Origin of the sequence: Gallaecimonas aegicerasi (assembly GCF_045291545.1) — a bacterium.
Classification (GTDB): domain Bacteria; phylum Pseudomonadota; class Gammaproteobacteria; order Enterobacterales; family Gallaecimonadaceae; genus Gallaecimonas.
In genome coordinates, this window is sequence record NZ_CP149514.1 from 1,006,326 (window position 1) to 1,030,461 (window position 24,136).

General features: G+C 56.1%; 20 protein-coding genes. 11 read left to right on the forward strand and 9 right to left on the reverse strand.

The genetic code is table 11. The features are described 5' to 3' along the window. Positions 1-2 precede the first annotated feature (2 nt). The 6 genes from WDB70_RS04910 to WDB70_RS04935 are packed head-to-tail and all read right to left on the reverse strand — an operon-like array spanning position 3 to position 6,985. On the reverse strand, positions 3-929 hold the full coding sequence (locus WDB70_RS04910) for a hydroxymethylglutaryl-CoA lyase (protein WP_406667191.1): 927 nt from the start codon (positions 927-929) through the stop codon (positions 3-5). Next, positions 929-2,911, reverse strand: a complete 1,983-nt coding sequence (locus tag WDB70_RS04915) for an acetyl/propionyl/methylcrotonyl-CoA carboxylase subunit alpha (RefSeq protein WP_406667193.1) — start codon at positions 2,909-2,911, stop codon at positions 929-931. The genes WDB70_RS04910 and WDB70_RS04915 overlap by 1 nt, the downstream gene beginning before the upstream one ends. Then, positions 2,904-3,698 carry an enoyl-CoA hydratase-related protein gene (locus WDB70_RS04920; protein WP_406667195.1) on the reverse strand — a complete coding sequence of 265 codons (795 nt, stop codon included), beginning with the start codon at positions 3,696-3,698 and terminating at the stop codon, positions 2,904-2,906. The genes WDB70_RS04915 and WDB70_RS04920 overlap by 8 nt, the downstream gene beginning before the upstream one ends. A gap of 9 nt (positions 3,699-3,707) precedes the next feature. Then, positions 3,708-5,312, reverse strand: a complete 1,605-nt coding sequence (locus WDB70_RS04925; RefSeq protein WP_406667197.1) for a carboxyl transferase domain-containing protein — start codon at positions 5,310-5,312, stop codon at positions 3,708-3,710. Between the two features lie 52 nt (positions 5,313-5,364). Then, on the reverse strand, positions 5,365-6,534 hold the full coding sequence (locus WDB70_RS04930; RefSeq protein WP_406667199.1) for an isovaleryl-CoA dehydrogenase: 1,170 nt from the start codon (positions 6,532-6,534) through the stop codon (positions 5,365-5,367). Positions 6,535-6,562: 28 nt separating this feature from the next. Continuing rightward, positions 6,563-6,985 (reverse strand): MerR family DNA-binding transcriptional regulator, encoded by a 423-nt coding sequence (locus WDB70_RS04935; protein WP_406667201.1) that lies wholly within the window; start codon positions 6,983-6,985, stop codon positions 6,563-6,565. 315 nt (positions 6,986-7,300) lie between these two features. Between WDB70_RS04935 and WDB70_RS04940 the strand changes: the two genes are divergently transcribed. From WDB70_RS04940 to putP, 8 genes are all read left to right on the forward strand, one after another. Next, the gene (locus WDB70_RS04940; RefSeq protein WP_406667202.1) at positions 7,301-8,473 is read left to right on the forward strand and encodes a thiolase family protein; all 1,173 of its coding nucleotides are present in this window, start codon (positions 7,301-7,303) and stop codon (positions 8,471-8,473) included. A 10-nt stretch (positions 8,474-8,483) separates the two neighbouring features. After that, positions 8,484-9,974: a CoA-acylating methylmalonate-semialdehyde dehydrogenase gene (locus tag WDB70_RS04945; RefSeq protein ID WP_406667204.1), complete on the forward strand. Its 1,491-nt coding sequence runs from the start codon at positions 8,484-8,486 to the stop codon at positions 9,972-9,974. Positions 9,975-9,987: 13 nt separating this feature from the next. Further along, positions 9,988-11,145, forward strand: coding sequence for an acyl-CoA dehydrogenase family protein (locus tag WDB70_RS04950; protein WP_406667206.1), 1,158 nt, complete (start codon positions 9,988-9,990; stop codon positions 11,143-11,145). Between the two features lie 13 nt (positions 11,146-11,158). Further along, positions 11,159-11,935, forward strand: coding sequence for an enoyl-CoA hydratase (locus WDB70_RS04955; protein WP_406667208.1), 777 nt, complete (start codon positions 11,159-11,161; stop codon positions 11,933-11,935). Further along, positions 11,932-13,041 carry an enoyl-CoA hydratase/isomerase family protein gene (locus WDB70_RS04960; RefSeq protein WP_406667210.1) on the forward strand — a complete coding sequence of 370 codons (1,110 nt, stop codon included), beginning with the start codon at positions 11,932-11,934 and terminating at the stop codon, positions 13,039-13,041. Before WDB70_RS04955 ends, WDB70_RS04960 begins: the two co-directional genes overlap by 4 nt. 10 nt (positions 13,042-13,051) lie before the next feature. Then, on the forward strand, positions 13,052-13,927 hold the full coding sequence (gene mmsB / locus WDB70_RS04965) for a 3-hydroxyisobutyrate dehydrogenase (protein ID WP_406667212.1): 876 nt from the start codon (positions 13,052-13,054) through the stop codon (positions 13,925-13,927). Positions 13,928-13,930: 3 nt separating this feature from the next. Further along, on the forward strand, positions 13,931-14,689 hold the full coding sequence (locus tag WDB70_RS04970; protein WP_406667214.1) for an SDR family oxidoreductase: 759 nt from the start codon (positions 13,931-13,933) through the stop codon (positions 14,687-14,689). 334 nt (positions 14,690-15,023) lie between these two features. Continuing rightward, positions 15,024-16,502 carry a sodium/proline symporter PutP gene (gene putP, locus WDB70_RS04975; RefSeq protein WP_406668015.1) on the forward strand — a complete coding sequence of 493 codons (1,479 nt, stop codon included), beginning with the start codon at positions 15,024-15,026 and terminating at the stop codon, positions 16,500-16,502. 168 nt (positions 16,503-16,670) lie between these two features. Here the strand turns inward: putP and WDB70_RS04980 are convergent, their stop codons facing one another. Beyond that, entirely contained in the window at positions 16,671-17,246 is a 576-nt protein-coding gene (locus WDB70_RS04980) for a CBS domain-containing protein (RefSeq protein WP_406667216.1), read from the reverse strand. 584 nt (positions 17,247-17,830) lie between these two features. On the opposite strand from WDB70_RS04980, the gene rssA reads away from it, so the two are divergent. Further along, positions 17,831-18,763 (forward strand): patatin-like phospholipase RssA, encoded by a 933-nt coding sequence (rssA, locus tag WDB70_RS04985; protein WP_406667218.1) that lies wholly within the window; start codon positions 17,831-17,833, stop codon positions 18,761-18,763. 261 nt (positions 18,764-19,024) lie between these two features. Here rssA and WDB70_RS04990 read toward each other — a convergent pair whose 3' ends face one another. Further along, positions 19,025-20,941 (reverse strand): methyl-accepting chemotaxis protein, encoded by a 1,917-nt coding sequence (locus WDB70_RS04990; RefSeq protein WP_406667220.1) that lies wholly within the window; start codon positions 20,939-20,941, stop codon positions 19,025-19,027. A gap of 57 nt (positions 20,942-20,998) precedes the next feature. After that, complete coding sequence (pta, locus tag WDB70_RS04995) at positions 20,999-23,125, reverse strand: phosphate acetyltransferase (protein ID WP_406667222.1); 2,127 nt, start codon at positions 23,123-23,125, stop codon at positions 20,999-21,001. A gap of 122 nt (positions 23,126-23,247) precedes the next feature. On the opposite strand from pta, the gene WDB70_RS05000 reads away from it, so the two are divergent. Together WDB70_RS05000 and yciA are read left to right on the forward strand one after the other, a co-directional pair. After that, on the forward strand, positions 23,248-23,673 hold the full coding sequence (locus tag WDB70_RS05000; RefSeq protein WP_406667224.1) for a DUF412 family protein: 426 nt from the start codon (positions 23,248-23,250) through the stop codon (positions 23,671-23,673). Positions 23,674-23,736: 63 nt separating this feature from the next. After that, positions 23,737-24,135, forward strand: a complete 399-nt coding sequence (gene yciA, locus WDB70_RS05005; protein ID WP_406667226.1) for an acyl-CoA thioester hydrolase YciA — start codon at positions 23,737-23,739, stop codon at positions 24,133-24,135. Position 24,136 lies beyond the last annotated feature (1 nt).

Below are 24,136 nucleotides of genomic sequence, written 5' to 3' on the forward strand. Positions count from 1 at the left end.
CCTCACAGATGTGTCATCAGGCAATCTTTTTCGCGCTGGCCAAGGGCCAGAGACACTTTCGAGCTGGGCTGGCGGCCCAGCTCTTTAGAGATAAACCAACCGGCTTCACACAGACGATCAAGGTCGATGCCGTGCTCAATACCCAAACCATTGAGCAGATAAACCACGTCTTCGCTGGCGACATTGCCACTAGCGCCTTTGGCATAAGGGCAGCCCCCCAGCCCGGCGACGGCGGCATCGACAACACTGATACCCATGCTAAGAGCCTGATGGATATTGGCAATGGCCATGCCGTAGGTGTCGTGAAAATGCACTGCCAGCTTACCCAGCGGCACTTCTTGTGCCACCGCTTCAATCAACTGCCGGGTTTTTTCCGGGGTACCCACACCGATGGTATCGCCCAGGGAAATTTCCACGCAGCCCATGTCCCATAAAGCCTTGGCAACCCGAGTGACCGCTTCGGGTGCAATGTCACCTTCATAGGGGCAACCCAGCACGCAAGACACATAACCGCGTACCCGGATCCCTTTGGCCAGGGCCTGGGCCACCACTGGCCGAAAGCGTTCAAGGCTTTCGGCAATGGAGCAATTGATATTGGTTTGGCTGAAGGTTTCGGAGGCGGCGCCGAACACCGCTACTTCGTCTGCCCCGGCCAGCAGGGCCCCTTCCAGGCCTTTGAGGTTTGGCGTGAGGGCGGAGTAAATAACGCCGTCCTTGCGCTTGATGGCACTAAACAGCTCGGCGGTATTGGCCATTTGCGGCACCCACTTGGCAGAGACAAAACTGCCTACTTCCAGGTGGCGAATACCGGCGCCGGTGAGCATTTCGATCAGTTGCTTCTTGGTTGCCAGGCTAACCTGGCCTGGCTCGTTTTGCAGGCCGTCGCGGGCACCGACTTCCACCAGTGTGACGTGACTAGGGTAGGGCATCAGGCCTCCTCTTCCAGGCGGACCAATTCGGCGCCATCACTGACCCGATCGCCGGCCTGATAGAAGACCTCGGCAACTATTCCGTCGCGGGGAGCGGCAATGGTGTATTCCATTTTCATGGCTTCCATGACCACCAGGGTGTCACCCGCTTTGACGCTGTCACCGGCATTGACCTCGGTCGCCACTACCGTACCGTTCATCGGGGCCACCAGTTCGCTGTCGGTATTGTCGAGCTGTTGCAAAGCCGCCTGGTATTCACGCCACTGATACGGCTGGCCCTGCTCAAACAGGGCGAAGCCATCTTCATGCTGCCAGACCGGTAATTGCAGCTGATGGCCATCTAGGCTGGCATAGAGGCGATCATTTTCGATGTGGCCCTGAGCCAGCATTTGGTGCTCGTGGAATCTCAGCTGCCAGCCATCTGGGCTATGTTCGGCCATGACGATAACCGGCTCGTTGTCACCGATATCCAGTTGCAGGCGCAGGCTGGCATTGGCATTGAGACGCCAGCCATTGGCGCGATGCCACAGTGAACCCGGTTCATGGCTTTGTTCACGGCGTTCAGCGGCATTGTGGTGGCGGTAGGCCAGCACCGTCAGGGCAGCCAGCGCCAGGCGCTGTTCATTCCACTGCGGGGCGGCGGTCAGCTCCGCTTGGTGTTGCTCAATAAAGCGGGTACTGAGGTCAGCAGCCATAAAGGCCGGGTGGCTGACCAGGCGGCGCAAAAAGCCGACATTGGCTTTGATGCCCGCCAGACGGTACTGATCAAGCGCTCGGCTCATGCTCCGCAGAGCGCTGGCGCGGTCACTGGCATGGACAATCAGCTTGGCGATCATCGGATCATAAAAGGGGCTTATTTCATCGCCCTGACGAACACCGGTATCAATACGCACATCATCTTCCGGCTCGCGCAGCAGGGTCAGGGTGCCGCTTTGTGGCAAAAAGTCCTTGTAGGGATCTTCGGCATAAATACGCACTTCGACACTGTGGCCGTCACAGCGCACTTGTTGTTGGGTCAGTGGCAGTGGCTGGCCGGCAGCTACCAGTAACTGCCAGTGCACTAAGTCCTGACCGGTCACCATTTCCGTGACGGGATGCTCTACCTGCAGGCGGGTGTTCATTTCCATGAAATAGAAATCATCGCCGTCGAGCAGGAATTCCACGGTGCCGGCTCCCACATAACCGATGGCCTGGGCTGCTTTGACGGCGGCCTCACCCATGGCCCGGCGCAGGTTGTCAGAAAGTCCCGGTGCCGGCGCTTCTTCCACCACCTTTTGATGGCGGCGCTGGGCGGAGCAATCCCGGTCTCCCAGGTAAATGCAGTTACCGTGCTGGTCGGCAAAGACCTGCACTTCCACGTGCCGTGGTCGGGTCAGGTAACGCTCGATCAGCAGGTGTTCGTCACCGAAAGCCGATTTGGCTTCACGGCGGGCGGCCGCTATGGCGTCTTTTACCTGCTCGGCGCTGTCAACCACCCGCATGCCTTTACCACCGCCGCCCATGGCGGCTTTGATGAGTTGCGGGAAGCCGATGTTGATGGCGGCATCAAGCAGGGTCTTTTCGCTTTGGTCGTCACCATGGTAGCCCGGCACCAATGGCACACCGGCGTCTGCCATGATGGCTTTTGCCGCCGATTTTGAGCCCATGGCTTCAATGGCCGCCGTCGGCGGCCCAACAAAGGCAATGCCGGCGTCATCACAGGCTCGGGCAAAGGCACTGTTTTCCGATAAAAAGCCATACCCCGGGTGAATGGCATCGGCCCCGGCGGCTTTGGCGATGGCCAGAATTTTATCGGCTCGCAAGTAGGACTGAGCCGCTTCAGCAGGCCCCAGGTGCCAGGCTTCGTCTGCCATTTGCACATGGCGGGCATGGCGGTCAGCGTCGGAATAAACAGCAATACAGCGCAACCCCAGGCGATGAGCCGTACGGATCACCCGGCAGGCAATCTCACCGCGGTTAGCAATGAGCAGGGTTTTAAACATCTTTTTTCTCCTGCCAGCCCGGTGAGCGCTTGTCAAAAAAGGCTTTCAGCCCTTCCTGACCTTCCGGGCTGATACGAATTCGGGATATTTCATTGGCAGTAAAATGGCGTAGTTCGTCATCGAGCAGGTGGCTGTCCACGTGCTCAATCAACATCTTGCAGGCCTTCAGAGCTTCCGGACCGTTGGCCAGGAGGATCTGCACAAAGTCGCCGATAGCTGTATCCAGCTCATTGGCAGGGACTTTTTCGTGGATCAGCCCTAGCTTGCGGGCGACTCCGGCGTCAAAACGCTCTGCGGTCAGCATGTAGCGGGTTGCCTGGCGTACACCCATGGCGCGCACAATGTAAGGGCTGATCACCGCCGGAATAAGGCCCAGTTTGACCTCCGACAGGCAAAAGCGTGCATCGTCGCTGGCTACGGCAATATCGCAGCAGGCGATCAATCCCAGGGCGCCACCAAAGGCGCTGCCCTGAACGGCGCACAGGGTTGGATGCGGGAAGCTGTGCAGGCGGGCCATCAGTTCGGCCAGCGCTTCGGACTCCGCCAGGTTCTGATCAAAACTGTGGCTGATCTGCCGTTGCATCCACTTCAGATCGGCACCGGCGGAAAAATGCTTGCCATTGGCCTTCAGTACCAACAGCCGCACTTTGTCATCGTCAGCAAGCTCTGATAATGCCTGGATCAGCTGGTTGATCAGGTTGTCGTCAAAGGCGTTGTACTTGTCCGGGCGGTTCAGGCACAAGGTGGCGACGCCACGGTCATCAATATCGGTCAATAGCCAGTCCATGGGGCCTCCTTACATGCGGAACACGCCAAAACGGGTGTCCTCAATAGGTGCGTTGAGTGATGCAGCCAGGGCCAAAGCCAGCACGTCACGGGTTTGCGCCGGGTCGATGACGCCGTCATCCCACAGCCGTGCTGAAGCATAGTAGGGATGTCCCTGTTGCTCGTACTGGTCAATGATGGGCTTTTTAAAGGTCTTTTCCTGCTCATCGGTCCAGCTTTCGCCTTTGCGAGCCAGGTTATCTTTGGTTACGGTCGCCAACACTCCGGCGGCCTGCTCGCCCCCCATGACCGAAATGCGGGCATTCGGCCACATCCACATCAGTGTCGGATCGTAAGCGCGGCCACACATGCCGTAATTACCGGCCCCGTAGGAACCACCGATCAGTACCGTGAATTTCGGTACTGAGGCACAACTAACAGCGGTCACCATCTTGGCGCCGTGTTTGGCGATACCTTCGGCTTCGTATTTCTGGCCAACCATAAAGCCGGTGATGTTCTGCAAGAACAGTAACGGTGTTTTGCGCTGGCAGCACAGTTCGATGAAATGGGCGCCTTTTTGCGCACTTTCACTGAACAAAATGCCGTTATTGGCGACGATACCTACCGGGTAGCCCTGAATATGGGCAAAGCCACAGACCAGAGTTGGCCCATACAAGGCTTTGAACTCATGAAATTCCGAGTCGTCTACCAGCCGGGCAATGACTTCTTTGACGTCGAATGGCTTTTTCAGATCGGTGCCGACAATGCCGTAAAGCTCGTGTGCCGGGTAACGGGGCGGTTTGGGGTCGCGAATGGCCAGTTGCTGTGGCTTTTGCCAGTTGAGATTCGCCACGGCGTCACGGGCTAATGCCAAAGCGTGGGCATCGTCCAGGGCGTAGTGGTCGGCCACCCCGCTGGTTTTACAGTGCACATCGGCGCCGCCGAGATCTTCAGCGCTGACTTCTTCACCGGTCGCGGCTTTAACCAGAGGCGGCCCGGCCAGAAAAATGGTGCCCTGATGGCGGACAATAATGGACTCATCCGCCATGGCCGGCACATAGGCGCCACCGGCAGTACAAAGTCCCATTACCACGGCAATTTGCGGAATACCCTTGGCAGACATTTGCGCCTGATTAAAGAAAATCCGGCCAAAGTGGTCACGGTCCGGAAACACTTCGTCCTGACGGGGTAAGAAGGCGCCACCGGAGTCCACCAGATAAAGGCACGGCAAGTGGCAGCGGGCAGCAATTTCCTGTGCTCGCAGATGCTTTTTCACGGTCAATGGGTAGTAGGTGCCGCCTTTGACGGTAGCGTCATTGGCAATGATCATGCATTCAACACCACTGACCCGGCCGACGCCGGCAACAACGCCAGCGCAGGGTACGTAATCTTCATAGACCTGCCAGGCAGCCAGTTGGCCAATTTCCAAAAAGGCGGAACCGGGGTCTAGTAGCAGGTCAATGCGATCCCGGGCCAGCAGCTTGCCCCGAGAGGTATGGCGTTCACAGGCCTTGGCACCGCCACCTTGACTGATCTGAGCGATTTTCTCGTTCAGATCAGCCACCAGGGCGCGCATGGCGGCATCGTTATTTTGAAAGCTTTGTGCCTGGGGATTGACAGCGGAGGTCAGGATCATCGGGCAGGTCCTTTAACAGCAGCGGGGGCCGAAGCCCCCTTATTGATGTGGCTTAGCGCGACTCGTTGAACAGTTCGCGGCCGATGAGCATGCGGCGGATCTCTGAGGTGCCGGCACCAATCTCATACAGCTTGGCATCGCGCAGCAAACGGCCGGTAGGGTACTCGTTAATGTAGCCGTTACCACCGAGCAGTTGAATGGCGTCCAGGGCGACCTGCGTGGCCATTTCGGCGCTGTAAAGAATGACGCCGGCAGCATCCTTACGGGTGGTTTCGCCGCGGTCACAGGCCTTGGCCACAGTGTAGACGTAAGCACGGGCTGCGTTCATGCGGGTATACATGTCGGCAATTTTACCCTGCACCAGCTGGAAGGTGCCGATGGCCTTACCGAATTGCTCACGGTCATGTACATAGGGTACGACCACGTCCATGGCTGCCTGCATGATGCCCAGCGGGCCACCGGAGAGCACTACGCGCTCGTAGTCCAGGCCACTCATCAAGACTTTCACGCCCTGATTCAGTTCGCCAAGAATGTTTTCTTTAGGGACGATGCAGTCTTCGAACACCAGCTCACAGGTGTTCGAGCCACGCATGCCCAGTTTGTCGAGCTTTTGGGCTTGGGAGAAACCGCTGAAGCCCCGCTCAATGATGAAGGCGGTAATGCCATGAGGGCCTTTTTCCACATCGGTCTTGGCATAGACCACATAGGTATCGGCGTCGGGGCCATTGGTGATCCACATCTTGTTGCCGTTAAGCACAAAATGATCGCCATTATCACGGGCGGACAGTTTCATCGACACCACATCAGAACCTGCATTGGGCTCAGACATGGCCAGCGCCCCGATATGCTCACCGGAGATTAACTTGGGCAGGTATTTGTGTTTTTGCTCGTCATTACCGTTACGGTAAATCTGGTTCACACACAGGTTGGAATGGGCACCGTAAGACAGCGCTACAGAGGCACTGGCACGAGACAGCTCTTCCATGGCAATGACATGTTCCAGGTAGCCCATGCCGGCGCCGCCATATTCTTCACTGACGGTGACCCCAAGCAGGCCCATATCGCCGAGCTTTGGCCACAGTTCGTTGGGAAAGGCGTTGTCATGATCAATCTGTGCGGCACGGGGAGCAATCTCTTCCCGTGCGAAAGCATTGACGTGGTCGCGGAGCATATCCGCAGTATCACCCAAACCGAAATTCAGGCTCTTGAACTGGCTAATCATCAGCGTCTCCCCCGAGAGGCGTATTGAGTTAGCTGCCGGTTTTCTTGTGTTCCTTTATATCAGCAAGGGCAGTACGGCAGCGGGTTTCTGCCGAAGTGAGCTCCATCAGTACCACTTTGATGTCTTCCATCTGCTGTTCCAGCGCCGCTTTTTTCTCGGCCACCAGATCCAGCATGGTATTGAGCTGGGTGACAGAAGACTTGTCCGCGTCATACAGATCAAACAGCTTGCGCACCTCCGCCAGAGTGAAGCCCAGGCGTTTGCCACGCAGGGTCAGTTTCAGGCGAACGCGATCCTGGCGACTGTAGATCCGGGTTTGACCCTTTCGTTCCGGAGTGATCAGGCCCTGGTCCTCGTAGAACCGGATAGAACGGGTGGTGATGTCAAACTCTTTGGCCAGCTCGCTGATGCTGTAAGTGTTGCTCTTGTTGGACATGGTGTCTTGGCTCATCTTCGATGTTGCTACCTTACTGGAAGTTTACGTAAAGGTAAAGATTATGGCGGGTGGGGGAAAACACCGCCTAACCCACTGTCAAGACTGACTTTCTCCTACACAAAAAACAAGTCTTGTTTCGTAGCTTTGCGATGCCATGACGGAAAAAAGTCGCCGTATTCTTTTTATCTACCACTTTGTCTGGTGGTGCTGAAAAAGGCGCTGGAAGCCGCGGCTATCAAGGTTCTTTTTCACAAACAGGTCGGATGCCTTTACGTTGCCGTAAACGTAAATTATAGGTAGGCTGTGGCAAAGCCTTAAAAGGAGTCTGACATGTCTGTTGTTATCGTCGGCGCAGCCCGTACCGCCATGGGCGGATTTCAGGGGGCTTTGGCCCCGGTTGCGGCCCCCCAACTTGGTGCTTCTGCCATTCGCGCGGCAGTGGCGCGGGCGGGCCTGGCACCTGAAGATATTAACGAAACCCTGATGGGATGTGTACTACCAGCCGGTCTAGGCCAGGCTCCTGCTCGTCAGGCCAGCCGGTACGCCGGTTTGCCTGATAGCTGCGGGGCGACCACGGTCAACAAAGTCTGTGGCTCCGGTATGAAAACCGTCATGTTCGCTCATGATCTGATCGCCGCAGGCAGTGCCGAGGTGGTTGTGGCCGGCGGCATGGAATCCATGTCCAATTCCCCTTACTTGCTGCCTGGCGCTCGCGCCGGCATGCGCATGGGCCATGGCGATGTCAAAGATCATATGTTCCTTGATGGTCTAGAAGATGCCTATACCGGCCGCCTGATGGGCTCCTTCGCGCAAGCCACAGCGGATGAATACAGTTTGACTCGGGAAGCCATGGACGCTTTTGCCATCGAATCACTGACCCGGGCCAAAGCCGCTATTGAACGTGGCGCCTTTGCTGACGAAATCACCCCGGTTACGGTGAAAACCCGCAAGGGAGAAGTGACAGTTGATACTGACGAGCAGCCGGGCAATGCCATGCCGGAGAAAATTCCGTCACTGCGCCCGGCCTTTGCCAAAGACGGCACTATCACAGCAGCAAATGCTTCATCTATCTCTGACGGTGCAGCGGCGCTGGTACTGATGGATGAAGCGGCCGCCAAAGCCCGCAACCTGACGCCGCTGGCACGTATTGTTGGCCAGGTTCAGCATGCCCAGCACCCCAGTGAATTTACCGTTGCGCCGATTGGGGCCATGCAAAAGGTGCTGGCCAAAGCCGGTTGGCAGAAAGAAGACGTGGATCTGTTTGAGATCAACGAAGCCTTTGCCATGGTAACCATGCTGGCCATCAATGAAATGGGGCTGGAGCACAGCAAGGTGAACGTCAATGGTGGTGCCTGCGCCCTGGGTCACCCTATTGGCTGCTCCGGAACGCGGCTGCTGGTTACTCTTATTCATGCCCTTAAGGCCCGCGGCCTGAAAAAAGGCGTGGCGTCACTGTGCATCGGCGGCGGTGAAGCCACTGCCGTGGCCATTGAAATGCTGTAAGGAGCTTCTGATGAAAACCGTTCAACTGTTTATTGATGGCCGCTTTGTTGATAGCCAGAGCGAGCAACGCATTGATGTGACCAACCCGGTCGATAACAGCGTCATCGCGCAGGTGCCTTGCGCTACTCAAAGCGAGATGGAAGCGGCTGTTGCCAGTGCCCGCAAGGCCTTCGCTACCTGGAAAGAAGTGCCGGTTTCGCAACGCGCCCGGGTGATGTTGCGCTACCAGCAGCTGCTCAAGGACCACCAGGAAGAGATTGCTAAAATCCTTTCCTCGGAAACCGGTAAAACCTTCGAAGACGCCAAAGGTGACGTCTGGCGGGGCATTGAGGTGGTGGAACACGCCGCCAATATTGCCAGCCTGATGATGGGCGAAACCGTTGAGAACGTGGCCCGTGGTATTGATTGCTATAGCCTGACTCAACCTCTGGGGGTTTGCGCCGGTATCACGCCGTTCAATTTCCCGGCGATGATCCCGTTATGGATGTTCCCGCTGGCCATTGCCTGTGGTAACACCTTCATTCTCAAACCTTCCGAGCAGGATCCACTGACGCCAACCCGACTGGTGGAGCTGTTTGTCGAAGCCGGCGCACCGGAAGGGGTGCTACAGGTGATCCATGGTGGCAAAGAGCAGGTGGACTTCCTGCTGGATCACCCCCAGGTGAAAGCGCTGTCGTTTGTCGGCTCCGTGCCGGTAGGCCAATACATTTACCGCCGTGGTACCGAAAATATGAAGCGGGTGCAGGCTTTTGCCGGCGCTAAAAACCACATGGTGGTGATGCCGGATGCTAACAAGCAGCAGGTGATCAATAACATCGTCGGTGCTTCGGTTGGTGCCGGTGGCCAGCGCTGCATGGCCATTTCTGTGGCGGTACTGGTGGGTGAAGCACAAAACTGGGCTGATGATATTCGCCAGGCCTTGGCGGCAGTGCAACCGGGGCTGTGGGATCAGGCAGACGCTGCCTACGGGCCGCTAATTTCCCCGCAGGCCAAAGCCCGCGTACTGGATTTGATCAAAAGCGGCAAAGAGCAGGGCGCTACCTGCTTACTTGATGGCAGCGACTTTACTCTGGCTGGCTACGAAAAGGGCAACTGGGTTGGGCCGACGCTGTTCAGCGATGTTACCCCCGATATGCGCATCTACCAGGAAGAAATTTTTGGCCCGGTACTGTGCCTGGTTAACGCCAACAGCCTCGATGAGGCTATCGAACTGGTCAACGCCAACCCTTACGGTAACGGCACCTCCATCTTTACCGCTTGCGGCGCTGCTGCCCGTAAGTACCAGCACGAAATTGAAGTCGGCCAGGTGGGTATCAATGTACCGATCCCGGTGCCGCTGCCGTTCTTCAGCTTTACCGGCTGGAAAGGCTCTTTCTATGGCGACCAGCATGCCTATGGCAAACAGGCGGTGCGTTTTTACACCGAAACCAAAACGGTCACGGCCCGCTGGTTTAACGAAGATATTCCTTCCGGCCCGAACATGACCATCGAATTGAAGTAACAGGAGCGCTGACGTGAATTTTCATCTGACTGACGATCAGCTGGCATTTCAGGAAACGGCCCGCCAGTTTGCCCAGAGTGAACTGGCTCCCCACGCCGGGAAGTGGGACAAAGAACACTACTTCCCGGTTGAAGTGATCAAACAGGCCGGCGAAATGGGCTTTTTGAGCCTGTACACGCCGGAAGCTGCCGGCGGCCTGGGGCTCAGCCGGCTGGATTCCAGCATTGTCTTTGAAGCGTTGGCTATGGGCTGTACGGCTACCACGGCGTACCTGACCATTCACAACATGGTGACCTGGATGATCGCCAGTTTTGGTAACGCCGAGGTGGTAGATACTTTCTGCCCGGCGCTGGTTACCGGTGAGCAACTGGGATCTTACTGCCTGACTGAACCTGGCTCCGGCTCGGATGCTGCCAGCCTGGCCACTACGGCCCGCCGTGATGGCGATGATTACGTCATCAATGGCGCCAAAGCCTTTATCAGTGGCGCCGGCAGCACCCAGGTGCTGGTAGTGATGGCCCGTACCGGCGAAGCGGGCCCAGGTGGCATCAGCGCCATTGTGGTACCGGCTGATGCCGACGGGGTCAGTTATGGCAAAGCCGAGGAAAAAATGGGCTGGAACGCCCAACCGACCCGCACCATCACCTTTGACAATGTGCGGGTGCCGGTGCGCAACCGTCTGGGCGAAGAAGGCGAAGGTTTCAAATTTGCCATGATGGGCCTTGATGGTGGCCGCATCAATATTGCCACCTGTTCGATAGGTACGGCTCAGCAGGCGCTGGATACGGCCACCGAATACATGCAGGAACGCAGTCAGTTTGGAAAACCGCTGGCGGCTTTCCAGGCGCTGCAGTTTAAGCTGGCGGATATGGCCACCGAGCTGGTTGCAGCCCGGCAGTTAGTACGGCTGGCAGCCTACAAGCTCGATAGCAAAGACGCAGAGCGCACGGCCTATTGTGCGATGGCCAAGCGCTTTGCTACCGATGTCGGCTTCAAGGTCTGTAATGAAGCACTGCAGCTGCACGGCGGTTACGGCTATATCAAGGAATACCCGATGGAACGCCACCTGCGTGACGTGCGGGTACACCAGATCCTTGAAGGAACCAATGAAATCATGCGGCTCATCATTGCCCGGCGCCTGTTGGCCGAGCATGCCAATGAGATCCGCTAACAGGAGCGCGGCTATGAACAGTCCACTGGATTTGACCATTGACGGCCACGTGGCCGTGATCACCATGAACAACCTGCCAGCCAACACCTGGACGGCAGAAAGCCTGCGTGGTTTGGCCGCCATGGTGGAAGATCTCAATGCCAACAAATCGGTTTATGCACTGGTATTGCGCTCAGCCAGCGACAAGTTTTTCAGTGCCGGCGCTGATCTAAAACTCTTCGCTGACGGCGATAAAGAGGTGGCTGCCGAAATGGCCCACCTGTTTGGTCGTGCTTTTGAAACCCTGTCTGATTTTCGCGGTGTATCTATCGCTGCCATTAACGGCTATGCCATGGGCGGTGGCCTGGAGGTGGCGCTGGCCTGTGACTTGCGGATCGCCGAAGAACAAGCGGTGATGGCCCTGCCAGAAGCCAAGGTCGGGCTGCTGCCCTGTGCCGGTGGCACCCAGAACCTGACCCATTTAGTGGGTGAGGGCTGGGCCAAGCGGATGATCCTTTGCGGCGAGCAACTCAAGGCTGACAAGGCCCTGAGCATTGGTCTGGTTGAAGAAGTGGTCGCAAAAGGCGAAAGCGCCGACGCCGCCATGGCACTGGCCCGCCAGGTTGGCAACCAGAGCCCACAAGCGGTCAGCTATTGTAAGAAACTGGTGCAGCACTGCCGCCATGGCGTCATCAACGACGGCCTGGGTCGCGAGCGTGAATACTTCGTCAAACTCTTTGACGGTGCGGATCAGCAAGAAGGTGTCAGTGCCTTTTTGGAAAAACGCCAACCCAAGTGGCAAAACCAATGAGTGATATCGTCCAATTTGAAGAGCTGGATACCGCCAATGGCCGGGCTATTGGCGTAGCCCGGCTGAACAGTGAGAAATCCCTCAATGCCCTGTCCGAGGCGATGATCGACCGTCTTGACCCACAACTGAGCCGCTGGGAAGCGGACCCGCGCATCGCCATGGTGGTACTGGAAGGGGCTGGTGAAAAGGCCTTTTGCGCCGGCGGTGATGTAGTAGCGCTGTATAACGCCATGAAAGAGGGCGACAACGGCGGTCAGGCGGTTGAGACTTTCTTTCTCAAAGAGTACCGCCTGGATTACCAGATCCACTGCATGAACAAACCAGTGCTGATCTGGGGCCACGGCATCATCATGGGCGGCGGCCTGGGCTTGATGAGCGGTGCCTCGCACCGGGTGGTCACCGAAACTGCCCGCATCGCCATGCCGGAAATCACCATCGGCCTTTATCCCGATGTCGGCGGTAGCTACTTTTTGTCGCGGATGCCCGGTCATAGCGGCCTCTTTTTGGGCCTGACTGCTGCCAATATCAATGCCGCCGATGCGCTTTATGTGGGGCTGGCCGATCACTTCATCAGCAGTGAAGATAAAGGCGCGCTGTTTGACGCACTTTGTCATGTCAGCTGGGGCGATACCGTTAGCCTTAACCACCAGAAACTCAGCGACAGCCTGAAAAAACTGGAAAGCCCGGCGCGGGTAAAAATGCCCAAAGGCCAGGTGAAGGCGCATCAGGAGCAGATTGACCAACTGTGTGCTGGCGATGACCTCAGTGCCATCGTCGCGCGCATCAGCAGCCTCGAGACTGATGATAAGTGGCTGGCCAAGGCCCGCGATGCCCTCAAGCACGGTAGCCCGCTCAGTGCGAGTATTGTCTTTGAGCAGCTGCACCGGGGTAAAAACATGAGCCTGGCGGACGCGTTTCGTATGGAAGCGGGGCTGTCATGGCGTTGTGGCGAGTATGGTGAATTTCAGGAGGGCGTACGAGCTCTGCTGGTGGAAAAAGACCGTAACCCACGCTGGCAGTTTGCGTCAGTGGAGCAGGTGCCTGCGGATGTGATCAGCCGCTTTTTCACCAGCCCCTGGGACGCTCACCCGCTGGCCGACATCTAAGGAGAGACAGATGAAGATCGCATTTATTGGTCTGGGCAATATGGGTGGCCCGATGGCCCACAACCTGCTCAAGGCGGGCCATCAGGTGATGGCGGTGGATCTGAATCCACAAGCGGTGCAGGAGCTAGTCGATGCCGGCGCTAGTGCTGGCAGCCTTGATGACGCAGCTGCTTGCCAAGTGGTGGTATCCATGCTGCCGGCCGGCCGCCACGTAGCCGGGTTGTACCTGGGCGAAAACGGCCTGCTGGCCAAATTGGCCAAAGGCACCCTGGTGATTGATTCGTCCACCATTGATGCGGCCACCGCCAAGCAAGTGCATGATGCCGCCGGGCCGCTGGCCATTGATTTTGTAGATGCGCCGGTATCTGGTGGTACCGCCGGTGCCGCTGCCGGCACCCTGACGTTTATTGTTGGTGGTAGCGACTCAGCCTTCGAGCGTGCCAAACCTGTGCTTGATGCCATGGGTGCCAATATTTTTCATGCGGGTGCCGGCGGCGCCGGGCAGGTAGCCAAGGTTTGCAACAACATGCTGCTGTCGGTGCTGATGAGTGGCACCTGCGAGGCGTTGAAGCTGGGTATGGCGCACGGCCTGGATGCCAAAGTACTGTCTGACATCATGAAAGTCAGCTCTGGCGGCAACTGGGTACTGGAAAAGTACAACCCGATCCCTGGGGTAATGGCAACTGCTCCGGCTTCCAAAGGCTACCAGGGGGGCTTTATGAGCCAGTTGATGAGCAAAGATCTTGAGCTGGCGATGGCGGCTGCCGGTGAAGTGGCGGCGCCTGTGCCGATGGGAGCGCTGGCGCGATCGCTTTATCAAATGCATAACAAGAAAGGTAATGGTGGCAAGGACTTTTCTTCCATCCTGGCACTGTTTGAGGAGTAATGAATGGAACTGAATAATGCTGTGGTTGCCGTTACCGGCGCCGGTCGCGGGTTAGGGCAGTCTATGGCAGTAATGCTGGCGGCTCAGGGCGCTAAACTGGCGCTGATTGATGTTAACCAGGATGATCTGGCGCACAGTGTCGAACTGGTTGAAAAGGCTGGTAGTCAGGCGCGCGCTTATGTCTGCAACATTACCGATGAGGCCGCGGTTGAGGCGACCTTCAAGCAAATCGGCGATGATTTCGGTACGCTTAATGGCCTGATCAACAACGCCGGTATCATGCGTGACGGTATGCTGTTGAAGGTCAAAGATGGCCAGATGAGCAAGATGAGCCTGGATCAGTTCCAGTCGGTGATCAATGTCAATGTCATTGGTACCTTCCTGTGTGGCCGTGAAGCGGCCGCCACCATGGTGAATAAAGGCGCCAAGGGGGTGATCATCAACATCTCCAGCGTGTCTCGCTCGGGCAATATGGGGCAAACCAACTATTCTGCCTCAAAAGCGGCAGTGGCCACCATGGCGGTAACCTGGGGCAAAGAGTTGGCTCGCCATGGGATCCGCACCGGCGCCATTGCACCGGGAGTGATAAAAACAGCCATGACAGAGCAAATGAAGCCGGAAGCCATCGCACGGATGGAAAAGGCTATTCCCTGCGGTCGCTTGGGCTTGCCGGAGGAGATCGCACATGGCGTTAAGTTCATCTTTGAAAATGACTACTTTACCGCCAGAACCCTGGAAATAGACGGCGGCATCCGCATTTAACAATGCTTTTTCGTCGCTTAAACCCCGCGCTTTGTCGCGGGGTTATTTGTTAGAGGTGATGGCAACTAATCATGCAAAACAGCTATAGCAAGGGCTTTGGCGCAGCTTATGATTGTGCTATTCAGCGCCTTAAGGGTGAAAGTTGCATTAAGGAAGTATTTTATAAACGAATATGTTAGTATATTCGTTCGTGTTCAAATGAAAAGGCTTTTCCTGAGCGCTGCTTCCCTTGGTGACAGGGCTGCGGAAAAGTGTCAACACTCATCAAAATCAATAACAGGAGTGAAGAGTGGAAACAGGCACGCTTATCTCGTTGGCAACCTATTTCATTGCCATGCTTGGCATTGGTTTGTATGCCTATAAAAAATCCACGGATGATGTATCCGGTTATATGCTAGGTGGCCGCGGCCTTGGCCCGGGTGTAACAGCTTTGTCAGCTGGAGCGTCGGACATGAGTGGCTGGATGCTGATGGGGCTGCCAGGTGCGGTTTACGCATCTGGTCTCTCACAGGTATGGATTGCTGTAGGGCTTACCATCGGCGCTTTTCTTAACTATGTTGTGGTTGCGCCACGGTTGCGCACTTACACCGAGGTGGCACACAACTCCATCACCATTCCCGATTTTTTCGGTAATCGTTTTGACGACCACAAGCGTGTGCTGCGCTTGATCTCGTCGTTGGTGATCATCATCTTCTTTACCCTCTATACCTCGGCCTCGCTGGTGGCTGGCGGTAAGTTGTTCGACAGCTCCTTCGGTATGTCATACAGCACCGGGCTGATTGTTACGGCGGCAGTGGTGTGTGCCTACACCCTGTTTGGTGGTTTCCTGGCGGTGTCGATGACCGACTTCGTACAGGGCTGCATCATGTTTATCGCGCTGGTACTGGTACCGATTGTGGCTTTCAGTGACCTTGGCGGCGTGAGCGCGACCGTCAACAAGGTGGAAAGCCTGAACCCGCTGTTTTTGGACTTTTTCAAGGATGCTGCCCACACCGGGGTGCTTCAGGATGTCTCAGTGATGGGGATCATTTCCCTATTGGCCTGGGGGCTGGGTTACTTTGGCCAGCCGCACATTATTGTGCGCTTTATGGCCATCCGCAGTGTCCGTGATATCAAGACCGCCCGCCGCATCGGTATTAGCTGGATGGTGGTTTCCATCATCGGTGCTCTGGCTACTGGTTTTGTGGGCATTGCCTATGTAGCGAAAACCCAGATGACGCTGGACGATCCGGAAACCATTTTCATTGTTTTCTCGCAGTTTCTGTTCAACCCGCTGATCGGTGGCTTCCTGCTGGCTGCGATTCTGGCCGCCATCATGAGTACCATCTCCTCACAGCTGCTGGTGACCTCCAGTTCACTGACCGAAGACTTCTATAAAGCCTTCCTGCGCCGTAATGCCAGTCAGAAAGAGCTGGTGGCCATTGGCCGCTTGTCGGTGCTGATTGTCTCGGTAGTGGCCATCGTACTGGCCTGGAACCCCAACAACAGCATTCTGGGCCTGGTCAGTAATGCTTGGGCGGGCTTTGGTGCCGCCTTTGGCCCGGTCGTCATTCTTAGCCTGTTCTGGCGGCGCATGACTCTTTGGGGAGCATTAGCTGGTATGGTGGTGGGCGCTATCACGGTGTTACTGTGGATCTATGGCCCGTTCACCATCGATGGCCACTCACTCAATAGCTGGTTGTATGGCATCGTGCCGGGCTTTGTACTGAGTGCACTGGCAATTTATGTGGTCAGTGTTATCAGCCCTGAGCCGTCAGATGCGATGCATGGCCACTTTGATGAAATGAAACAGATCATCGATGAACATGCCTGATAGTACCTTGCTCGGTTTGCCTCAACGGGGCTGAGCAGCGAAAAAGACCGGCTTGATGCCGGTCTTTTTTATGCCGGAGGCGAGGTCGTGGTAGCAGCATGGTCAGGCTGCTGGGTATAAAAAAGCCCCGGTTAAGGGGCTTTATCGTGTTAAGCCAGGCAGTGCTTATCAGGCACTTTTCAGTACCTGGAAAACTTCGGCGAAGCTGTGGGCGCGCTGGGCGATATCCAGAGGAATGTGCAATGCCCGGGCAATATCCGCGGCAGAAATCATACCGCGCAGGTTGTGGTCTTTATCCAACAGCAGTACATGCTGCTCACCAAGCTCCTTGAGGGTAAAGAGTACGTCACCGATAGTGGCACCCTCGAGCTCGTTGTAGCTAAAGCCATGCAGGTGTGATTTATCCGTCATCACCTCACGTACAGTCACATCTTCCCGGGGAACCTGGCGGCGGGTTGCAGCCATCAGCACCTTATGGCTTTGCAAATCGCCAAGGCCAACAATACCCAGAAAGCGGTTTTGTGCATCGACAACCAGTTTGGCTTTTACGTGTGCCTTTTTCATCATGTACATGGCGTCGTCAATCCTGACATCTTCTTCAATAACCAACGGCGCTCGACGGGTAAAGTCAGTGGTGACCCAGGCTGCGGGGCTGTCCAGGTTTAACTGGGTGGGCTGTGCGGCATCAACAAATTGGGCGGCGTTGGCCATGCTGATAGTCGGAATTCTGTTGTAGCTGTCCATGGGGGATACCTCTGAGGTGTTGATATTATGTCTGTTGTGTCAGCTCTTTGTTTGGCTAAGCTGCGGTGTCGGCTGACGCAGTGCCATACGGCGGCAGCGTCACTGCATGAGATAGCCGGCAGGTGGCCCTGAGTATTTTAAAAAGCGTAGCGAAAGTGGCTGGAAAGCCAAAGCTCGGGACGTCATGGTCAGAGCTTTTCGTCGGCTTTTAGGTGGCTGGGCTGTAGGCTGCGTGGATAGTAACGGTGGTACTGTTGCTGCTTTTTGATCAAACTGGCCTGGCTGAATCATTGTCAGTATCCAGGGCAAATAGCGCACCGCAACCGCAGCTAGCATCTCATAAGACCTTTTTTATACCGTCTCTTATACGTTATCCGCCGCAGCGGATTAAATTACAAGTATCTAATGCAGAGAGTTTCTGTACTGTTCAGTTAGCCACCAAAGTGTTTAACCAATCTTTCATATTTTGTTTTCAAACAACAAGTTATCATCGCTCATGGAATGCCTTTTCACTGGACTGACCATAGGGCTGGCAGGGCACATGGAAACTGTTATGCTGACCGCTCAACAGAGGAGGGCAAGCTATGACGATGTCTTCGCGGCCGAAAGTCGCGGTAGCGCTTGGCAGTGGTGCAGCGAAAGGCTGGGCTCATATCGGTGTGCTCAATGCACTGGACAAGCTCGGCGTAAAACCGGATCTGGTCACTGGCTGTTCCATCGGCGCCCTGGTTGGTGCGGCCTATGCTACCGGTGAGCTGAGCAAACTGGAAAAGTGGGTGCGAGGCTTTACCCGCTTTCAGGTGATGTCATTACTTGACCCGACCCTCAGTGGCCGCGGCCTGCTATCGGGCGATAAGGTCTTTGGCGTTATCGGCGAAGGCATGCAGCATCCTGATTTTGCCAATACCAAAATACCTTTTGGTGCTCTTGCCACCGAACTGGCAACCGGGCGGGAAGTCTGGATGCAAAAAGGTGATCTGATTTCCGCCGTCAAGGCTTCCTGCGCCATGCCCGGTCTTTTTGTTCCTATGCGCCGTGACGATCTGCTGCTTATTGACGGTGCTGTCGTCAATCCGGTACCGGTTTCGCTGGCTCGTGCCATGGGCGCGGATGTGGTGATTGCTGTCAACCTGGCCTCGGATGTGCACCATCGTTATGCCGAGGAAGAAGAGGAGGAAGAAGAGGAAGGGGTTTTGCGGCAATGGTTCAGCCGTATTCGAGCCGATAAGGCTGACAAGCCGGAAAAAGAACCGCTGCCGTCCATGTGGAATGTTATGAGTGGCGCTATCAACATTATGCAGGAGCGAATCACCCGTGCCCGGATGGCCGGTGACCCACCGGAGCTGGAGCTGAAGCCGAGGCTAGCCAATATCAACATCATGGAATTTCACCGGGCCTCGGAAGCCATTGCCGAAGGGGAAGCTTGTGTGGAACGGATGTCGCATTTTCTCCGGGCCGAGCTGAAATATCTGGGGGTTGCGTTGCATGAAAACACGGTTGAAGAACCACAAGGTTGACGCAAGCGTCAACCTTGTGGTCTGACCAGGCGAAAGGGTGATCGGCATCACTTTACGTGCGCGGCAACTGATCTTAGTATGAACAACGAGGCTTAGGCCTTACCGCCGAATTCTTCAATTGGGGGAGAAGCTTCGGAGGATAACCAGCACTAAGACTGGTCGAGAGAAAAGCAGCAACTGTGACAGCAACGATCAGTCAAACCCTGGTCGTGACAGCGAGAAGCCAGCATGAAGCTGGCTTTTTTTTGTCTGCAACAAAGCTCAATAGCGAAAACGGTTTAATAAGGTCAGCAGTCGCTGGCAAAGTGCGTGTAGATCCTTTGCGGTGTCAGCGGAGGCGGTGGCGGCCGCCGAAGCCTGGTGTGAAGCCTGGTTAATACTATCCACGTTCCGGTTAAGTTCATTGACCACGCTTGATTGCTCTTCTGTGGCCGTGGCAACTTGCAGGTTGATGTCAGAGATCTCTGCTACTTGATGGGTAATGGCGGTAAACAGCTCACCTAGCCGGTTTATTGCAACGACCGCCTCATCAGCCATGCGTTTTCCTGTATCCATGGCGGTCACCGCACTTTGCGTGTATTGCTGCAACTGCGTGATCATGGTCTGAATTTCATCAGTGCTTTGAGCGGTACGTGAAGCCAGGCCCCGAACCTCATCAGCCACTACCGCAAAACCGCGGCCAGCATCACCTGCCCTGGCTGCTTCTATGGCGGCATTCAGTGCCAGCAGATTAGTCTGCTCGGAAATGCTGCGAATGACATCCAATATTGAGCCAATTTGTTGGGAATGACTGGCTACGTCATTGATGACGTGGCCAGCTTTGTCTAATTGGCCAGATAAGCCATCAATGGCATTGATGTTGGCGTTCACTTCGTTTTGCCCGTCGTTGGCCTGTGTGCGGGCGGCGCTGGCAACGGTTGCGGCATTGGCGGCATTGCTGGCTATTTCCTGAACGGTAGCGCCCATCTGGGTAATGGCTGTTGCCACCTGGGTGGCACGATCGCGAACATGGGAGCCGGCATCGGAACTGCGCTGGGCAATATCGCGCAAGTCGTCTGCACGGCTGTTTTGTGCCTGGGCGGTACTGGCAATGTCTTGAATCATTTCGTGTAACTGGCTGACAAACTGATTAAAACCAGTACTGAGTTGCGCCAGCTCGTCACTACCGGTGACTGGCATCCGTACCGATAAATCTCCACCTACAGCACCAACGCGCGCTAATTCACCGGCCACCACCTGTACCGGTCGAGCAATGGTATTGGCCATCCAGGTGGTCAGTATAATAGCGATAAGCAGTACCAGCAGGGCGGCCAGTGCCGTCATCCAGATAGCGTGATTGACCGGTGCCATCACTTCATTTTCTGGCACCTGTGATACCAAAACCCAGTTCAGTACCGGCACTTTGGTGGCGGTAATGAGCCAGGTTTTGCCCTGACTGGAAAGGGTACTCTGACTGCTATTATGGCCATTCAAACTGGCGGCCAGGTTAGCCGGAAGTGCTGTACCACGCTGTTTGGCATCAGGGTGAATACGGATGTGGCCGCTGCTGTCGGCCATATAAACAAAACCGCTTTTTTCCAGGCGGTAGTTGCGAATTTGGTCAGCCAACTTGCTGACGTTAAACGCCATACCGGCAACCCCGAGAAAGTTGCCTTGGCTATCGACAATGCTGATATCGACAAAAAAGCGGGCTTTGCCGGAGACATCGACATCAAAAACCAGTTCCTGCGGCTTTTTGTTGTCTTGCATGCGGTAAAACCAGGTGAAATTGGGGTTGTTGCGATCAAAGTGGCTTTGAAAGCCTTTTTCGTCGAAGGCCTGGTTTTTGTTGGCCGTCATTAAAAACACTGTGTCGGCTCCGGCCAGCTTTTTCAGCGCCACCAGTTGCGCGATCAGGCGCTGCTGGCGGTCATCATTGGGTTCGCCTGTTTGCAGCCAATGCTTGATGTAGGGGTTAACCGCCAGTTGCCTGGCCGAAGCCACAGCAGGCTTCAGTTCGGCAAGAATTTCATTGCGGATCGCCTGTAACTGGGTCGGCATTTCCGTTTGGCTGACTCGCTCTCTAACGATGTCATGGGCACTGAACAGTGTGATGGCAGCGGTAACAACCAGGGCTGTAGTCACCAACAGGCTGGTTACCACAATCAGCCGGTTACGGATGGACAGCGCATTTAGCATGGCAGACTCTCAGGTACATCAAATGAACATGGGCTTATCGGCCATCAGTAGAAAAGATCAAGGTGACGGCGCTGTGACAGCCTGGGCCTGGATGGCTGTCAGGGCAATGGTGTAGACAATATCTTCGGCGGTGGCGCTACGGGCCAGATCGTTAACCGGTTTGCGCATGCCCTGGAGCATGGGCCCCAGCGACAGTAAATCGGCGGAGCGTTGCACGGCCAGATAAGTGCTGTAACCGGTATTCAGATCGGGAAACACAAACACGCTGGCCTGGCCGGAAACCGGGCTGCCCGGTGCCCGGGCCCGGGCAACCGATTCAATGACCGCGGCGTCATACTGCAACGGCCCTTCAATACTGAGCGCCGGGCGCATTGCCTGAGCCCGTTCGGTTGCGGCCTGCACTTTACTGTTATCGCCGGCGCCGGCATAGCCAATCATGGCCAGTTGCGGCTCTATACCAAACAGGCGTGCGGTATCGGCACTTTCAACCGCTATTTGCGCCAGCTGCTTGGCATCCGGGTTCGGGTTGATGGCACAGTCTCCGTAAATCAGTACCTGATCGGGGAGCAGCATAAAAAACACGCTGGAAACCAGCTCACTGCCAGGGGCCGTTTTCAGTAACTGTAAGGCCGGGCGAATGGTATTGACGGTGGTATTTTCAGCACCACTGACCAAGCCATCGGCTTCATTTTGGGCCAGCATCATGGTGGCCAGCACGACGTTATCCTGCAGTTGCTCCCGGGCCATGACTTCCTCGAGGTGCTGCGCTGTGCGCAGGGCCATCATCGGCCGGACATAGCGTTCCCGTACGGCATCCGGGTCAATGATACTGACACCATCACCGAGGCGGATCCCCTGGCTACTGGCGACTTGCCGCACCTGCTGTGGTTTACCCAGCAAAATACACTGGGCGATACCTTGCTCGGCGCACCATACGGCGGCCCGTAAGGTTCTGGGTTCGGTGCCTTCAGGCAGCACGATGCGTTGCTGCTGCTGGCGGGCCATTTGCAGTAGCCGGTATTTGAAGGCCGGAGGCGATAAGCGTTGTGAACGGGGTGAGTCAGCCAGCAGATCATTGATAAAGTCGGCGGCAAAATGGTCGGCCAGAGTATCCATTACCTGTTGCAGGCGGCGGCGGTCATCGGCCGGTACATGCAGGCGAAAATGCTGCACGTTCAGTGACGTTTGCCAGGTATTGGTTGCCACCGACAGCACCGGCAAGCCAGTGTCAAAAGCCCCTTCACATAAGGCCATGACCTCGGCTGATGGCTGATAGCCGCCGGTAAGCAGTATGGCGCCAAAGGCCACGCCATTACGGGCTGCCAGGCAGGCGGCAATAATCACATCATCCCGGTCTCCGGAGGTGACCAGCAAGGCACCAGGGTGGAACTGTTCAACCAGCCGGGTCAAAGAGGCGGTACCAAAAATAACCCGGGTCAGGCGCCGTTTGGCGATATCACCTTCATTGAGTATGTCGGCATTGAGATGGCGGGCCATGTCCAGGGCGCGGGGCGCAATAAGCTCAGCATCCCAGGGCATTTGCCCCAACAACCGGAACTGGTCGTTCAAACAGGGCAGGGTGGTGACATCCAGGGCGGCATTGTCATCACGGCGGTATTCAAAAATGTCGGACAAGTCGGGGCGGATACGGCCCTGCTGGTCGACTGGTGCACCAATTTTGTTGATAAAAGCGCCAATCAAGCGACTGTCTTGATATTGCTCGGCAATCAACTTAAGGCGGGCACTGAGACTGTTACGATCATCAATGCCGGGGGCGACCACCAGTATGACTTCGGCATCCAGATGGTGAGCAATATGCTGGTTGAGCTGGTGTGCGTAGGGTTGCTCGCGGGTAGGGGCCAGGCCTTCGATAACCAGCACATCGGGCTGGCTGACTGCCGCTAGGCGCTGTGCAATGTCGGCCAGCAGTGCCGGCAAATTGTGTTCAGCAAGGTAGTGTTGCAGCGCCTGGGCGCTGATGGCTTCGATTGGCGTCAAGCCGGTGGCCTGTTGAATAAGTGTGCCGGAATGGTCGCTCAGAACCTGCTGGTGGCGCAGTTGCGGCAGGGGCTTGAAGTAGCCGACACTGACCCCTTCGCGCTCCATGGCGCGTACCAGCCCGAGGCTGACAGATGTCATACCAACCCGGCGATTAGCCGGTACCAGCATCAGTATCCTTGTCATGCCTGCTCCTGTTGACGGCCAATAAATCACAGGTGCCTGAACGGCACTTCATTGGCGCTTTGGTTGTCTAACGGTCATCATGTTACAACATGACCTGTCGCAGCAAGTTGAAGAGGCCCGCCATGTGGACGTTAATGCGTGACGGTTACACCCTGATGCAGCATTGGCCAGTACGCCAATCGCTGTTGCTGCGCTTTCCATTAACCCGTCAGGTGATGCTGGGGCGCTGGTTACTGCGCTGGTTGCCGGGGGCGGCACTGGTGTGGCTGGTGCTGCTAGGGCAACTACAACTTTTGCAGCAAAGCCAGTGGCTGATGGTGCTGGTTTTGCTGAGCCTGCCGTTGCAGGCGCTGCTATTACTGGGTAAGCAAGCGGCGAAACCGCTAAGTGGCGCAGACTTAAACTGGTTCAACCAGATCCAGGAAAAAATGCAGGCCCGCGATATTAAACCGGTAGTGCCCCCTCGCAGCCCCCGTTATCTGGAGCTTGGGCGCCTGATGGAGCAGGCTTTTAAGCTGGATACGGCGGCCTTTTCCAGCCCCGAGTGAGCGTGGTCAAATGCCATTGAAAACGGTATAGTGAGCGGCCTCTTTCTGAGGAGTAGCGCTGCAATGACCGAGGCCAAACGCCACCCCAAAGGCGATCTTATTATCCGCACCCAACCGATGCCGTCAGACACCAACCAAAACGGTGATATTTTCGGTGGTTGGCTGATGTCTCAAATGGACTTGGCCGGTGGTATTCTTGCCACTGAAATCGCCAAGGGGCGTATTGCCACCGTTGCCGTTGAAGGCATGACATTCCACCAGCCGGTCAAGGTGGGGGATGTGGTCTGTGTTTACGGCGACTGTGTGCGTATTGGTAATACCTCCATGACCATCAAACTGGAAGTCTGGATCAAGCCGCTGCTGCGCAGTGAATCCCTTGACCGCTACTGCGTTACCGAAGCGGTCTTTACCTATGTGGCTATCGACGATACTGGCCGTCCGCGCCAGGTACCCAAGGATTGAG

Bases quoted from the DNA above. Each gene is read 5' to 3' on its own strand.
- WDB70_RS04910 (WP_406667191.1), bottom strand. From the start codon at position 929: ATGCCCTACCCTAGTCACGTCACACTGGTGGAAGTCGGTGCCCGCGAC.
- WDB70_RS04990 (WP_406667220.1), bottom strand. From the start codon at position 20,941: ATGCTAAATGCGCTGTCCATCCGTAACCGGCTGATTGTGGTAACCAGC.
- WDB70_RS04930 (WP_406667199.1), bottom strand. From the start codon at position 6,534: ATGATTAGCCAGTTCAAGAGCCTGAATTTCGGTTTGGGTGATACTGCG.
- pta (WP_406667222.1), bottom strand. From the start codon at position 23,125: ATGACAAGGATACTGATGCTGGTACCGGCTAATCGCCGGGTTGGTATG.
- WDB70_RS04970 (WP_406667214.1), top strand. From the start codon at position 13,931: ATGGAACTGAATAATGCTGTGGTTGCCGTTACCGGCGCCGGTCGCGGG.
- putP (WP_406668015.1), top strand. From the start codon at position 15,024: ATGCTTGGCATTGGTTTGTATGCCTATAAAAAATCCACGGATGATGTA.
- WDB70_RS04980 (WP_406667216.1), bottom strand. From the start codon at position 17,246: ATGGACAGCTACAACAGAATTCCGACTATCAGCATGGCCAACGCCGCC.
- yciA (WP_406667226.1), top strand. From the start codon at position 23,737: ATGACCGAGGCCAAACGCCACCCCAAAGGCGATCTTATTATCCGCACC.
- WDB70_RS04940 (WP_406667202.1), top strand. From the start codon at position 7,301: ATGTCTGTTGTTATCGTCGGCGCAGCCCGTACCGCCATGGGCGGATTT.
- WDB70_RS04945 (WP_406667204.1), top strand. From the start codon at position 8,484: ATGAAAACCGTTCAACTGTTTATTGATGGCCGCTTTGTTGATAGCCAG.
- WDB70_RS04955 (WP_406667208.1), top strand. From the start codon at position 11,159: ATGAACAGTCCACTGGATTTGACCATTGACGGCCACGTGGCCGTGATC.
- WDB70_RS04935 (WP_406667201.1), bottom strand. From the start codon at position 6,985: ATGAGCCAAGACACCATGTCCAACAAGAGCAACACTTACAGCATCAGC.
- WDB70_RS04960 (WP_406667210.1), top strand. From the start codon at position 11,932: ATGAGTGATATCGTCCAATTTGAAGAGCTGGATACCGCCAATGGCCGG.
- WDB70_RS04920 (WP_406667195.1), bottom strand. From the start codon at position 3,698: ATGGACTGGCTATTGACCGATATTGATGACCGTGGCGTCGCCACCTTG.
- WDB70_RS04915 (WP_406667193.1), bottom strand. From the start codon at position 2,911: ATGTTTAAAACCCTGCTCATTGCTAACCGCGGTGAGATTGCCTGCCGG.
- rssA (WP_406667218.1), top strand. From the start codon at position 17,831: ATGACGATGTCTTCGCGGCCGAAAGTCGCGGTAGCGCTTGGCAGTGGT.
- mmsB (WP_406667212.1), top strand. From the start codon at position 13,052: ATGAAGATCGCATTTATTGGTCTGGGCAATATGGGTGGCCCGATGGCC.
- WDB70_RS04925 (WP_406667197.1), bottom strand. From the start codon at position 5,312: ATGATCCTGACCTCCGCTGTCAATCCCCAGGCACAAAGCTTTCAAAAT.
- WDB70_RS05000 (WP_406667224.1), top strand. From the start codon at position 23,248: ATGTGGACGTTAATGCGTGACGGTTACACCCTGATGCAGCATTGGCCA.